The sequence below is a fragment of the Variovorax sp. AB1(2024) genome, assembly GCF_037482385.2.
Classification (GTDB): domain Bacteria; phylum Pseudomonadota; class Gammaproteobacteria; order Burkholderiales; family Burkholderiaceae_C; genus Variovorax.
In genome coordinates this window covers 1,772,022-1,785,406 of the sequence record NZ_JBBHKP020000001.1, presented here as the reverse complement: position 1 = coordinate 1,785,406, position 13,385 = coordinate 1,772,022, and the positions used below count along the sequence as shown (strand labels likewise).

Annotated in this window: 13 protein-coding genes and 1 other RNA gene; 5 read left to right on the top strand and 9 right to left on the bottom strand. The window is 69.9% G+C overall.

All coding sequences use genetic code 11. The annotated features are described in order from the left end of the window. Window positions 1-3 precede the first annotated feature (3 nt). On the bottom strand, window positions 4-471 hold the full coding sequence (locus WIX39_RS08360) for a MarR family winged helix-turn-helix transcriptional regulator (RefSeq protein ID WP_106935743.1): 468 nt from the start codon (window positions 469-471) through the stop codon (window positions 4-6). Window positions 472-670: 199 nt separating this feature from the next. Continuing rightward, window positions 671-999, bottom strand: an RNA gene (gene rnpB / locus WIX39_RS08355) — RNase P RNA component class A. A gap of 97 nt (window positions 1,000-1,096) precedes the next feature. On the opposite strand from rnpB, the gene cysK reads away from it, so the two are divergent. The 5 genes from cysK (at window position 1,097) to WIX39_RS08330 (ending at window position 5,983) form a co-directional block, all read left to right on the top strand. Next, window positions 1,097-2,017, top strand: a complete 921-nt coding sequence (gene cysK, locus WIX39_RS08350) for a cysteine synthase A (RefSeq protein WP_409194870.1) — start codon at window positions 1,097-1,099, stop codon at window positions 2,015-2,017. A gap of 75 nt (window positions 2,018-2,092) precedes the next feature. Beyond that, a complete protein-coding gene (locus WIX39_RS08345; protein ID WP_409194869.1) occupies window positions 2,093-3,739 on the top strand; it encodes an NAD(P)/FAD-dependent oxidoreductase in 1,647 nt (548 codons plus the stop codon). Continuing rightward, window positions 3,739-4,296 (top strand): VUT family protein, encoded by a 558-nt coding sequence (locus tag WIX39_RS08340; protein WP_409194868.1) that lies wholly within the window; start codon window positions 3,739-3,741, stop codon window positions 4,294-4,296. The genes WIX39_RS08345 and WIX39_RS08340 overlap by 1 nt, the downstream gene beginning before the upstream one ends. Window positions 4,297-4,304: 8 nt before the next feature. Further along, window positions 4,305-4,928 carry a flavin reductase family protein gene (locus WIX39_RS08335; protein WP_106935745.1) on the top strand — a complete coding sequence of 208 codons (624 nt, stop codon included), beginning with the start codon at window positions 4,305-4,307 and terminating at the stop codon, window positions 4,926-4,928. Between the two features lie 50 nt (window positions 4,929-4,978). After that, entirely contained in the window at window positions 4,979-5,983 is a 1,005-nt protein-coding gene (locus WIX39_RS08330) for a ProQ/FinO family protein (protein WP_409194867.1), read from the top strand. Between the two features lie 59 nt (window positions 5,984-6,042). Here the strand turns inward: WIX39_RS08330 and htpX are convergent, their stop codons facing one another. The 7 genes from htpX to WIX39_RS08295 all read right to left on the bottom strand — a co-directional run bounded on the left by htpX (window position 6,043) and on the right by WIX39_RS08295 (window position 13,350). Further along, a complete protein-coding gene (htpX, locus tag WIX39_RS08325; protein WP_081271393.1) occupies window positions 6,043-6,918 on the bottom strand; it encodes a protease HtpX in 876 nt (291 codons plus the stop codon). A 103-nt stretch (window positions 6,919-7,021) separates the two neighbouring features. Beyond that, the gene (locus WIX39_RS08320) at window positions 7,022-7,783 is read right to left on the bottom strand and encodes a DUF3025 domain-containing protein (RefSeq protein WP_409194866.1); all 762 of its coding nucleotides are present in this window, start codon (window positions 7,781-7,783) and stop codon (window positions 7,022-7,024) included. Continuing rightward, window positions 7,780-8,580 (bottom strand): NYN domain-containing protein, encoded by an 801-nt coding sequence (locus WIX39_RS08315; protein ID WP_409194865.1) that lies wholly within the window; start codon window positions 8,578-8,580, stop codon window positions 7,780-7,782. Before WIX39_RS08315 ends, WIX39_RS08320 begins: the two co-directional genes overlap by 4 nt. After that, on the bottom strand, window positions 8,577-9,608 hold the full coding sequence (gene pyrC / locus WIX39_RS08310) for a dihydroorotase (RefSeq protein WP_409194864.1): 1,032 nt from the start codon (window positions 9,606-9,608) through the stop codon (window positions 8,577-8,579). The genes WIX39_RS08315 and pyrC overlap by 4 nt, the downstream gene beginning before the upstream one ends. 85 nt (window positions 9,609-9,693) lie before the next feature. Further along, the gene (locus WIX39_RS08305; protein ID WP_159053666.1) at window positions 9,694-10,428 is read right to left on the bottom strand and encodes a papain-like cysteine protease family protein; all 735 of its coding nucleotides are present in this window, start codon (window positions 10,426-10,428) and stop codon (window positions 9,694-9,696) included. 134 nt (window positions 10,429-10,562) lie between these two features. Then, window positions 10,563-12,074: a UdgX family uracil-DNA binding protein gene (locus WIX39_RS08300; RefSeq protein ID WP_409194863.1), complete on the bottom strand. Its 1,512-nt coding sequence runs from the start codon at window positions 12,072-12,074 to the stop codon at window positions 10,563-10,565. 22 nt (window positions 12,075-12,096) lie between these two features. Further along, a complete protein-coding gene (locus tag WIX39_RS08295; protein ID WP_409194862.1) occupies window positions 12,097-13,350 on the bottom strand; it encodes a putative DNA modification/repair radical SAM protein in 1,254 nt (417 codons plus the stop codon). Window positions 13,351-13,385 lie beyond the last annotated feature (35 nt).

Sequence of the window (13,385 nt, the reverse complement as noted above, 5' to 3'; positions counted from 1 at the left end):
CGACTACCTGCGCCCTTCCTGAGACGGCTGCTGCTGCGGCGGCAGGCTCTGCACGGCGCGAACGCCCATGCGCTCTTCAAGCACCGAGAACACGCGCAGGCAGGCGGCAACGTCCTCGTCGGGCACGCCGTCGAACAGCGACACCCGCATCAGCGCCAGCGCCGCCTCGATGGGCTCGCAGACGGCCTTGCCGGCCTCGGTGAGATGCAGCGTCTTGGCGCGGCGGTCGGCCGGGTCTTCGCGGCGTTCGACGAGGCCGGCTTCCACCAGCTGGTCGACCGAGCGCACCAGCGACGGCCCTTCGATGCCCAGCGCCTCGGCCAGCACGCCCTGGCGCACTTCGCCGTTCATGCGCCCGAGCATCACGATCGGGTAGGCCAGCGTCTGCGACACGCCGACGTGCGCCACCGCCTTGTCGGCCGCGGCGCGGTAGCCGCGCTGCAGCACCGCGAGCGACGTGCCGAGGCGCATCAGCGATTGTTCGCGCGTCGGTTCAAGCGCCTGTTCAGGCGCTGTTCGGGGAGTGGTCGGGTTGGTCACGATAGCCGGCTATTAATTAGCATGCTATCGATTGTACGGGTAACTACCAATCCCTGCTGGCGGCAAGGCTTACGCCCGCCCTGGCGGGGGCCGAGGGCGCGAGAACGCGAAAAGGGGGAAAGAAAGAAAAGTGTGAAGCTCGCCGATAAGCCGGATTCTGTGCACCGGAGGCCTCTTGCGAAACCTCCGGCGTGACCGCCATTACTCTGGGCCGTTTGTCGCCAAACGGCTCGATGCCACCTACCCGCCAGCTCAGCGGAACCACCTCAATACTGGCCTACTTGGTGTTGCTGCGCGCAGAGATTGCCCGTTTCACCCGAACTCAATCGGCTCGTCTCTGTTGCTCTGATCCTCACCTCACGGTGGAGAGTCGTTAACTCCTGCGCTGTCCTGTGCAGTCCGGACGTTCCTCCAGTGCGGCCTTTCGGCACTTGCACCAGCGGCGGTCTGGCGTGCTTCACGGGGTGGATTATCGCCTGTGCCCGGGCGTGCCTTCGGGCTGGTCTCACAATGCGCGCTGTCCGTCCGACAAACGCATCGATCCAAGGAGATTCCCATGAAGGCCCAGAACATCCTCCAGACCATCGGCAACACGCCGCACGTGCGCATCAACCGCCTGTTCGGCAATGCGAAGCAGCAGGTGTGGATCAAGTCCGAGCGCGCCAACCCCGGCGGCTCCATCAAGGACCGCATCGCGCTCGCGATGGTCGAAGACGCCGAGAAGAGCGGCGCGCTCAAGCCCGGCGGCACCATCGTCGAGCCCACATCGGGCAACACCGGCATCGGGCTGGCCATGGTGGCGGCCGTCAAGGGCTACAAGCTGATCCTGGTGATGCCCGACAGCATGTCCGTCGAACGCCGCCGCCTGATGCTGGCCTACGGCGCCACCTTCGACCTGACGCCGCGCGCCAACGGCATGAAGGGCTCCATCGCCCGCGCGGAGGAAATCGTGGCCGGCACGCCCGGCGCGTGGATGCCGCAGCAGTTCAACAACCCCGCCAACGTCGAGGTGCACGTGCGCACCACGGCCGAGGAGATCGCGGCCGATTTTCCTGACGGCATCGACGTGATCATCACCGGCGTGGGCACGGGCGGCCACATCACCGGCGTGGCGAAGGTGCTGAAGAAGAAGTGGCCGAAGCTGCAGGTGTTCGCGGTGGAACCGGTGGCCTCGCCTGTCATTTCGGGCGGCGCGCCGGCGCCGCACCCCATCCAGGGCATCGGCGCGGGCTTCATCCCGAAGAACCTCGACACCTCGCTGCTCGACGGCGTGCTGCAGGTCGACGCCGAGCCGGCGCGCGAAATGGCCCGCCGCTGCGCGCAGGAGGAAGGCATCCTGGTCGGCATCTCGTCGGGCGCCACGCTCGCGGCCATCGCGCAGAAACTGCCCTCGCTGCCCGCCGATGCGGTGGTGCTGGGCTTCAACTACGACACCGGCGAGCGCTATCTGTCGGTCGAAGGCTTCCTGCCCGCCTGACCCGCTATCCCTTTCATAGCGCCCCGGGCGCTTAAAATGCGCGGCCTGCTTGATAACCACAAGCCCCACGCCGCCATGCTGAGAATCTCCGAACTCAAACTCCCGCTCGACCACGCGCCCGACGCGCTGGCCGCACTGATCGCCAAAACGCTCGACGTTCCGCTCGACGCGATCGCCTCCCACAACGTCTACAAGCGCAGCTTCGACGCGCGCAAGGCCGAGCTGCTCACGGTCTACATCTGCGACGTGCAGCTGGCAGACGCGAAGCTCGAAGCCGGGCTGCTCGCCAAGCACGCGGGCCATCCGCATATCCAAAAAGCGCCCGACATGCGCTACACGCCGCCTGCCAATGCCCCCGAGGGCACGTCCCGGCCGGTGGTCATCGGCTTCGGCCCCTGCGGCATCTTCGCGGCGCTGATGCTCGCGAAGATGGGCTTCAGGCCCATCGTGCTCGAACGCGGCAAGACCGTGCGCCAGCGCACCCGCGACACCTGGGGCCTGTGGCGCAAGAGCGTGCTCAACCCGGAGTCGAACGTGCAGTTCGGCGAAGGCGGCGCCGGCACCTTCTCGGACGGCAAGCTCTACAGCCAGATCAAGGATCCGCGCTTCCTCGGCCGCAAGGTGATGGAAGAGTTCGTGAAGGCCGGCGCGCCGCCGGAAATTCTCTACGTCGCGCATCCGCACATCGGCACCTTCAAGCTGGTGAAGGTGGTGGAGAACATCCGCGAGCAGATCGTGGCGCTGGGCGGCGAGATCCGCTTCGAGCAGCGCGTGACCGACGTGCGCATCGAGGACGGCCACCTGCGCGGCCTCACCGTGCTCGACCAGACCACGGGCACCAGCAGCGAACTGCGCGCCGACCACGTCGTGATGGCGCTGGGCCACAGCTCGCGCGACACCTTCGAGATGCTGCACAAGCGAGGCGTGCACATCGAGGCCAAGCCGTTTTCCATCGGCTTCCGCGTGGAGCATCCGCAGGGCCTGATCGACCGCGCGCGCTGGGGTCGCCATGCGGGCCACCCGCTGCTGGGCGCGGCCGACTACAAGCTGGTGCACCACGCGAGCAACGGCCGCTCGGTCTACAGCTTCTGCATGTGCCCCGGCGGCACCGTGGTCGCGGCCACCAGCGAGCCGGGCCGCGTGGTCACCAACGGCATGAGCCAGTATTCGCGCAACGAGCGCAACGCCAACGCGGGCATCGTGGTGGGCATCGACCCGCGCGACTATCCCGGAGATGCGCTCGCCGGCATCGCGCTGCAACGCGAACTGGAGAGCAACGCCTTCGTGCTCGGCGGCGGCGACTACCGCGCGCCGGGCCAGCTGGTGGGCGACTTCATCGCCGGCAAGCCGTCCACCGCGCTGGGCAGCGTGATCCCTTCGTACAAGCCGGGCGTCACGCCGACCGACCTGCACAAGGCCCTGCCCGCCTACGCCATCGAGGCGATGCGCGAGGCCTTTCCCGCCTTCGGCCGCAAGATCAAGGGCTTCGACACGCACGACGCGGTGCTCACCGGCGTGGAAACGCGCACGTCCTCGCCCATCAAGATCACGCGCGGCGACGACTTCCAGAGCCTGAACGTGCGCGGCCTCTACCCCGCCGGCGAAGGCGCGAGCTACGCGGGCGGCATCCTGTCGGCCGGCGTGGACGGCATCAAGGTGGCCGAGGCCGTGGCGCACAGCGTGCTGGCCGAAGCCGAACGCGAACGCACCGCCAGCGTCTGATGCCGGCCATGCACTTCGAACGCCCCACCTTCGGCCAACTGACCGCGGCCACGCTGGCCATGGCCGCGGTGGTGCTGGCCTCCAACATCCTGGTGCAGTTCGCCATCAACGACTGGCTGACCTGGGGCGCCTTCACCTATCCGGTGGCCTACCTCGTGAGCGACCTGGTCAACCGGCGCTTCGGTCCCGGCATGGCGCGGCGCGTGGCGTGGGTGGGCTTTGCGGTTGCCGTGGGCGTGTCGCTGCTGCTTGCGCCGGTGCGCATCGCGGCGGCCTCGGGGCTGGCCTTCATCGCCTCGCAGCTGCTCGACATCGGCGTGTTCGACCGGCTCCGGCGCGGCCTCTGGTGGCGTGCGCCGCTGGTGGCCACGGTGATCGCCGCGGTGCTCGACAGCATCGTGTTCTGGGGCATCGCCTTCGCGGGCACCGACGGCCCCTGGCTCACCTGGGCGCTCGGCGACCTGGCGGTGAAGCTGGGCGTCGGCGTGCTCATGCTGCTGCCGTTCCGGCTGCTGATCGGCCGGCAGGCCGCGCGGGCATCGGCCCTGAGCCGCTGAGGACATCGATGGCGAACGACGACTTCCACTTCTACGAACCCGCCAAGGGCCACGGCCTGCCGCACGATCCGTTCAACGCGATGGTCGGGCCGCGCCCCATCGGCTGGATCTCGTCGCAGGACGAGCACGGCGTGCTCAACCTCGCGCCCTACAGTTTCTTCAACGCCTTCAACTACACGCCGCCCATCGTCGGCTTCGCGAGCATCGGCGCCAAGGACAGCCTGCACAACATCCGCCAGACGCGGGAGTTCGGCTGGAACCTGGCCACGCGCCCGCTGGCCGAGCAGATGAACCGTTCCTGCGCGGCCGTGCCACCCGAGGTGAACGAGTTCGAGCTGGCCGGCCTGCAGACCGCCGCCTCGCGGACCATCGCCGTGCCGCGCGTGGCCGAAAGCCCCGTGTCCTTCGAATGCCGGCTCACGCAGATCCTGCAGCTCGAAGGCGTGGACGGCGTGCCGGTGCAGACCTGGCTGGTCCTTGGCGAAGTGGTGGGCGTGCACATCGCGCGCCGCCTGCTGAAGGACGGCATCTACGACACCGCTGCGGCGCAGCCCATCCTGCGCGGCGGCGGGCCGGCCGACTATTTCGAAGTCGGCCCCGACAATCTCTTCAGGATGTTCCGGCCGCGCTGAACGCGCACCGCCGGCATTCTTTTTTCCATTTCATTCCACCGCGCCCCCGCATGACCGACGCTTCCACCGCCACCCCGAAGACGAACGCACGCCCTCCCCGGCGCCAGCAACTGGACATGGCCGACCAGCTGAAGCAGCTGAAGGCCGGAGCAGACACGGACACCGGCACCGACGAGGCGCCCGCTCAACAGCAACCTCGGCAGCAGCAGCGCCAGGACGCGCGCCCGCCCCGGCAGAAGAACGGCGGCGGCCGCAACAACCAGCGGCGCCCCCAGCAGCCCCGCCAGGAGCAGCAACAGAAGGCGCAGGCGCCGCAGCAGCAACAGCCGCAGCGCGCCCCGCGCAAGGTCAACCCGGTGCTGGAACGCCTGTTCGAGCTGTATCCGCAACTCTTCGGCGCGCGCTTCGTGCCGCTGAAGCTCGGCGTCTACGAAGAATTGCTGGCGCGCCACCCCGAGGACTTCAAGGCCGAAGACCTGAAGATCGCAATGGGCCAGCACGCGCGTTCCACCCGCTACCTCGAGGCCGTGGCCGCCGGCCTGGCCCGCCACGACCTCGACGGCAACGCGCTCGACCCGGTCGCGCCCGAGCATGTGCACCACGCCATCCTCGAGCTGCACCGCCGCCGCCAGCAGCGCAACCCCGGCGGCGAAGACCTGCGCCCGCAACTGGTGGCGCGCATCGCCAAGGCCATCGAAGCATCGGGCCTCGACCGCGAAACCTATGCGGTGCTGGTGCGTTCGCGCGACCAGAACAACAACGCCGTGGTCGACGAAGCCCTGGCCGAACTCGCCCAGCAGGCCGCCAAGCGCGAAGCGCTGCTGCGCGCCTTCGAGGCCAGCGGCCGCACCGAGCAGGAGTTCGCCGACATGTACGGCATGAAGCACGGCGAGGTGACGCGCACGCTGCAACGCGTGCGCAACGACCAGAAGGCGGCGCAGGCGGCTGCGGAAGCTGCTGCTGCAGCAGCGGCAGCGGCACCCGTGGAAGCCGCGCAAGCCGCGGAACCCGCCGCGGAGGAGCCTGCCGCCGCCCCGGCCCCCGCCAGCGACTGACCGGGCGCGCAAAAAAAACGCCACCCGGAGGTGGCGCTACAAAACAGTAATAGCGGGTTTCAGCGCTGCGCGTTCTGCAGCGCGGCAATGCGCTCTTCGATCGGCGGGTGCGTGGCAAACAGCTTGCCCATGCTGCCGGTGATGCCCATGGCTTCCACGGCCTTCGGCAGTTCGCCGGCAGGCAGGCCGCCCAGGCGCGCGAGCGCGTTGATCATCGGCTGCTTCTGGCCCATGAGCGCGGCGGCGCCGGCATCTGCACGGAACTCGCGGTGGCGGGAGAACCAGGCCACCACCATCGCGGCGGCAAAGCCCAGCACGATGTCGAGCACGATGGTGCTCACGTAGTAGCCGATGCCGGGGCCCGAGCTGCGGTCGTCGCCGCGGCGCAGGAAGCTGTCGACCGCATAGCCGATCACGCGCGACAGGAACACGACGAAGGTGTTCATCACGCCCTGGATGAGCGTCATGGTGACCATGTCGCCGTTGGCGATGTGCGCCACCTCGTGGCCGATGACGGCCTCGACCTCTTCGCGCGTCATGTTCTGCAGCAGGCCGGTGGACACCGCCACCAGCGACGAGTTCTTGAACGCGCCGGTGGCGAAGGCATTGGGCTCGCCTTCGAAGATGCCGACCTCGGGCATGCCGATGCCGGCCTTGTCGGCGAACTTGCGCACCGTGCCGACGATCCAGGCCTCATCGGGCGTCTGGGGGTTGTCGATCATGTGCAGGCCGCTGGTCCACTTGGCCATGGGCTTGCTGATGAGCAGCGAGATGATCGCGCCGCCGAAACCCATCACCAGCGCAAAGCCGAGCAGCGCCGTGAGGTTGAGCCCGTTGGCCGTGAGGAAGCGATTGACGCCGAGCAGGCTGGCGACCACGCCGAGCACCGCGACGACCATCACGTTGGTCAGGACGAACAGAAGGATACGTTTCAAGTTGAATTCTCCGTGGGGAACGCTTCCATCCAGATAAGGGCCGCGGGGCTCACTTCAACCCGTGCGCTGCATGGAGGTGGCAACCATGATAGGAGCAAAAGTTCTAGCGCCCGTGTATTCCCCGCTCCGGCAAAGGCCTGAAAACCTGCGGGTCGTCATAGAAAGACGCGGCCTCGTTGCCGGGCCACCAGCCGGGCACGCCGAGCAACGGCAGCGGCACGAAGGGCTTGCGCTCCAGACGCGCCGGGTCGAGCGCCTGCGCCATGCGCGCGTCGTCGAAGGCCACGGCGCCCGCCGCCTCGTGCGCCAGCAGCACGTGCGCGGTGATCGGCTTGCGCGGCGCGGCGAGCTTTTCGAGCAGCGCATGGCCGAACACCAGCAGCCGCGCCTGCGCCCACCACTCGCGCCGCTCGACGAACAGCGTGTGCCAGTCGCGCGCGACCAGCGCCTGCCACAGCGCGGGCGGCGCATCGAGCACGGCGCCGTTCTCGTCGAACAGCGTGAGCGCGTCGCGCAAGGGGCCGCGCACCGCCGCGACGCCGTGGCGCGCGATCTCGCCCGCCTGCAGTTCGTTGAGCCGGCGCTTGGCAAGCGGAAACGCAAGCCACACGAGTCCGTTGAAGAAGTCGTGCAGGTTGTCGCGCGTGGGCACCGTGCGGGTCTGGAAGATGTGGGCCTCGTAGGCCTGCCCGGCGGGCAGCGCGTGCTGCTGCACGAAGTCGGGCACGGATGCATGGGCCGGCCTGGCGCCCTGCAGCGCTTCGGCGACCGAGCCGTGCACGGAGGCGGCCTGCGCCACGGCTCGGCCACGGGCGCGGTAGGGCGCGAGCCAGGGCTGCGCCCAGTCGACCGCCGGCAGGGTCAAGACGCGGGCGCGTCCGTCCAGCGGATGCGGTCGGGGTGCTGCATCACCGCGAATTCCGCCGTGAGCTTGTCGAACAGCTTGAGCGAGCTGCCGTGCTTGCCCAGCAGGCCCGCCGCGCGCAATGCCTGCGCCACGTCGTTGAGCGGCACGTCCTTGCCGCTGCGCAGCGCGGGCACGGCCTGCAGGATGAACTCGGCCGCCTCGGAGGTCTGCGGTTGCGGCGCAGGTGCGGGCTTGGCCGCCTTGGTGCTGCTCTTGCGGGCCGCCGTCTTGGTGGCGGCCTTCTTCGCAGCCGTTTTCTTGGCGGCAGGCGCGGTCTTGGCAGCGGCCGTCTTCTTCGCGGCGGCGGTGCGGGCCGCGGGCTTCGCGCTGGCGTGGTGCTCGAGGTCCATGAACGCGTCGTAGATGCCGACCGTCTCTTCGCCCGTCTTGCCCCGCTGGCCGATGCCGCACACGCGGCAGCCCTTTTCGCGCAGCCGGATCACCAGCGGCGCGAAGTCGGAGTCGGAGGACACCAGCACCACCACGTCGGGCCGCTCGTCGATGACGAGGTCGATGGCATCGACCGCGAGCGCGATGTCGGTGCTGTTCTTGCCGGTCGAGAGATTGACCATCGGCCGCACCGACAGCCGCTTGAACATCGCCTGCCGGTTGACGGCCATCTCGGCGTTGCAATAGGCGCGGCGCACGTGGATGGCGCCGTATTCGTCCATGGTGCGCTGCACGGCCTGCTCGATCACGTCGGCCGAGACGTTGTCGGCGTCGATCAGCAGCATCACGCGCGGTGTGGGCGTCATGCCAGCTTCCAGTGGATGGTTTCGCCGCCTCGCAGCGGCTTGAGCGTGGCGTCGCCGTAGGGCACGGTCTCCGGCACGGCCCAGCTTTCGCGCTTGAGGGTGACGGTGTCGGCGTGGCGCGGCAGGTTGTAGAAGTCGGGGCCGTTGAAGCTGGCGAAGGCTTCGAGCTTGTCGAGCGCGCCCGCGTTGTCGAAGGCCTCCGCGTACAGCTCGATGGCGGTGAGCGCGGTGTAGCAGCCGGCGCAGCCGAGTGCGTGTTCCTTCAGGTGGGCCGGGTGCGGCGCGCTGTCGGTGCCCAGGAAGAAGCGGTCGCTGCCGCTGGTGGCGGCCTCCACCAGCGCCACGCGGTGCGTCTCGCGCTTGAGCACGGGCAGGCAGTAGTAATGCGGGCGGATGCCGCCGGTGAAGATGGCGTTGCGGTTGTAGAGCAGGTGATGCGCCGTGATGGTGGCTGCCGTGAAGGGCCCGGCGTCGCGCACGTAGTGGGCGCCTTCCTTGGTGGTCAGGTGTTCGAACACCACCTTGAGCTCGGGGAAGTCGCGGCGCAGCGGGATCATCACGCGGTCGACGAACACGGCTTCGCGGTCGAACAGGTCGATGGCGGGGTCGGTCACCTCGCCGTGCACCAGCAGCAGCAGGCCGTGCTTCTGCATGGCCTCGAGCGTCTTGTAGGTGTGGCGGATGTCGGTCACGCCGGCATCGCTGTTGGTGGTGGCGCCGGCCGGGTACAGCTTGAGCGCGCGCACGCCGGCTTCGGCGGCCAGCGCGATTTCTTCGGGCGGCAGCTTGTCGGTCAGGTAGAGCGACATCACGGGCTCGAAGGCCACGCCCTGGGGCACGGCGGCGCGGATGCGGTCGCGGTACGCCACGGCCTGCGCGGCGGTGGTCACGGGGGGGCGGAGGTTCGGCATGATCAGCGCGCGGCCGAACTGGCGCGCGCTGTGGGGAACGACGGCTTCGAGGGCGGCGCCGTCGCGCACGTGCAGGTGCCAGTCGTCGGGGCGGGTGATCGTGAGGGTGTCTGTCATGGCGGGGCGATTGTCGCATCGCCCCCTGGAAGGCAAGGAGGCGGCGAACCCGCCGAACGGTTCGCGGAACTCCGCAAATCTCTTTCTACTTGTGGAACACCCGGCAGGTGCGCGAGGCGGCGCCCTGCAGCCACTTGACGAAATTGACCGATGTGCGCGCGCCCTTGTGCGGGGGCCAGGGATCGAGGATGCGCAGCGTGGTGCCCCGCCCGCTCGGGTCGTCGTCGCCGCGGATGCCGGCGATGACGACCATGTGCCCTGGCCGGCCGGCGCCGGCCGCGTAGCCGCCGCGGTTGGTACCCCACAGCATGTCGAACATGAGCGGGCCGTCCTGCAGCGCCGCGCGCAGCGCCTTCAGCGACCATGCCGACGGCGGGTGCACTTCCAGGCCGTGAGCGGCGGCCACGCGCTGGCCGACTTTCATTTGCGCGTCGTGCGTGTCGACGCTCTCCTGCAGCCCGCCGTCGGCCGCGACCAGTTCGGCCGGGGTGCGCGCGAGCACTGCCTGCACGGTGGAGCGCGTCATCATCGCGACGCCGGCGGCCCAGCACAGCGCGGCGGCCGGGGGCGGGATCAGCGCGACGGGATGCAGGATGGGCGCGTCGCGCTCGCCGTCGAACGCGACGTTCTGGGTGCAGGGGCCGGCCTCGCCGTCTTCCACCAGCCAGTGCGCGGCCTGCAGGCGCAGCACGGCCGCGCGCGTGAGCGGGCCGAAGTCGCCGTCGGTGGCGAGCCGCGGGCTGGGCTGCAGCTTGCGGTTCAGCGCTTCCTGCAGGCGGCGGACGTCGGCTCCTCGCCAACCCTGTTTGAGCGTGGTCATAGGCATGCTTTCCTTCACCCCTCGGTGGAATCGCGGACTTTGGAATACGGGCGTCGGAATTGTCAAAACCGCGGCCGCGGGCGTCTACTCGCCGTATGGCGTAGTCGGCGGCGCCCGATCAGGGCGCCTGCCTGCTACTCGAGTACGCGCGCGGGAGCCGATTGGATTTCGCCGCTGTCGCCTTGGAGACTCTGGGGATTCTCGAACGCACCCGCCAGGTCGGCCAGCCAGCGGTCGTAGGCGGTGGCGCGCTCGGCGTCGGGCAGGCGCAGCAGCGCGGACGGATGCAGCGTGACGAACACGGGCCGGCCATCGGCGCGCTCGTGCAGCCACGCGCCGCGCTCGGCCTGCACCGCCACCGGCCGGCCGAGCAGGGCGCGCGCGGCGGTCGCGCCCAGCGCCACCAGCGCCTGCGGACGCACCAGCGCGATTTCGCTGTCGAGCCAGTGCGCGCAGGCTTCGGCCTCCCGCTGGCCCGCCGTCTTGTGGATGCGGCGCTTGCCGCGCAGCTCGTACTTGAAATGCTTCACGGCATTGGCCAGGTACACCGTGTCGCGCGGCCGGCCCAGTTGCGCCATCGCGCGGTCGAGCAGCTGGCCGGCCGGCCCGACGAAGGGCCGCCCGGCCAGGTCTTCCTGGTCTCCGGGCTGCTCGCCGACCAGCATGCGCTGCGCGCCCACGGGCCCTTCGCCGCACACGGCCTGCGTGGCGAGCGCGCCGATGGGACAGTCGCGGCATGCATGCGTGGCCGCGCGCAGTTCGTCGAGGCTGGCGGGCGCCGCGCGGTCGGCCGGCAGCGGGTGCAGCGGCACCGGGGCGCGGATACGGCGCGCGGGCGTGGCCGGCGCGTCGATCATCGACTGGCTGCGCGCCTGCGCCGCTTCGGCCAGCGGCTGGATCAGCGCGGCCTCGGGCAGGTTGTGCCAGTAGCGGGCCGGCATCTCGCGGCGCATCATCGCGAGCTTCAGGCGCGCGGGGTTGAAGATGTTCTCGTAATAGACCAGCCAGAGCTGCTCGCCGGCATCGGGCGGCGGCTTCTCGCGCCGGTCGGCGCCTTCGCGGAAAGTGAGCGCCTGCCCGTCCCACGCCACGCAGCGCTCGGGCGTGAGGATGGCCCAGTTCATCTGCGCGAAGCGGCGCGCGAAGAAGGGCGCGTTGGCTTCCACGATGCGGTGGTCGGGCTCGAACCATGCCACGTGACGCTCGCCCTGCTCGCCTTCCACGCGCGTGAAGCGCACGAAGGCGCGCATCTTGTGGATGTCGCGGTGCACGGCCTTGGCCATCTGCCGGGCCTGCAGCATGTCGGGGTCGAGCGGGTCGTGGCGAAGGGCCGGTTCGTGCACCAGGCGCCAGAGCAGCCGGTACAGGAGCGCCAGGCGGCCCGCGTCGCGATGCAGGATCACGTCGGCGCACAGCGCGACGAACGACGCGGGCACCGGCTGGCGCGCGGCGCCGGCGGGCGGCGGCAAAGGCGCAGGCTCGAACAGGCCGCCGGCCGGCGCGTCCGCGAACAGGTCGGAACCGCCTTCGCCCTGCGTGCCGTCGCTCCATTCGACATGGTCGGGCGGCACGCCATTCGCCAGCAACCGGCGCGCCTCGCGGCGGAAGGCGTCGAGGTCGACCGGGTTCCCTAGCCGTACGCGCATGGCGGCTTGCTCGCGGCCCAGCTCAGAACAGCGCCGCCTGCGCCGGCCGGGCTGCCGGAACTGCGGCGGCCATGGCGCCCGCCGCCGGCCGGTGCCCGTCGGCCACCACGAACGGCAGCACCTTGCGCGAGGGCACGTGCAGCCGGCGCAGATCGTCGGCGCGCACACGGCGCACACGGCGCGCCTGCAGCAGGCGCTCGACCGCCTTCACGCCCAGGCCCGGCACGCGCAGCAGCATCTCGCGCGGGGCGTGGTTCAGGTCGACGGGAAAACGCTCGGCGTGCGCCAGCGCCCAGGCCAGCTTGGGGTCGACGTCCAGCCGCAGCAGGCCGTCGGGCGCGGCCACGATCTCCTGGTGCTCGAAGCCGTAGAAGCGCATGAGCCAGTCGGCCTGGTAGAGCCGGTGCTCGCGCATCAGCGGCGGCGCCACCAGCGGCAGCGCGCGGGCGGCATCGGGAATGGGGCTGAAGGCCGAGTAGTACACGCGCTTGAGCTTGTAGGCGCCGTACAGCGTGGCGCTCGACGCGAGGATGTGGCGGTCGTCGGTGGCGTCGGCGCCCACGATCATCTGCGTGCTCTGGCCGGCGGGCGCGAACGGCGGCGGCCTGGCGGCGGCGGGGGCCGCGCCGGGCAGCGCGCGGATCGGCACCACGCGGCGCGCCTCCTCGCGCGTGTCGTCGATGCGCAGGCGCAGCCGCGCCATGGAGCGGCGGATGGCGCTTTCGTTCTTCTCGGGCGCCAGCGCCTGCAGGCCCTCGGTGGTGGGCATCTCGACGTTGATGCTGAGCCGGTCGGCATAGCGGCCGGCGCGCGCCAGCAGCTCGTCGCTGGCGTCGGGGATGGTCTTCAGGTGGATGTAGCCGCGGAAGTCGTGCTCCTCGCGCAGCAGGCGCGCCACCTCGACCACCTGCTCCATGGTGTGGTCGGGCGACTTGATGATGCCGCTCGACAGGAACAGGCCCTCGATGCAGTTGCGCCGGTAGAAGTCGAGCGTGAGCTGCACCACCTCTTCGACGCGGAAGCGCGCGCGCGGCACGTTGCTCGATGCGCGGTTCACGCAATACAGGCAGTCGTACTGGCAGTGGTTGGTGAGCAGCACCTTCAGCAGCGAGATGCAGCGGCCGTCGGGCGCGTAGCTGTGGCAGATGCCCGCGCCCTCGGTGGAGCCGATGCCGCGGCCGCCCACCGAGTCGCGCGGCTGCGAGCCGCTGGATGCGCAGGAGGCGTCGTACTTGGCGGCGTCGGCCAGGATGGCGAGTTTGCGATGGATGTCCACGGGAGACCTCTTGGTTACTGTATGAATATACAGTC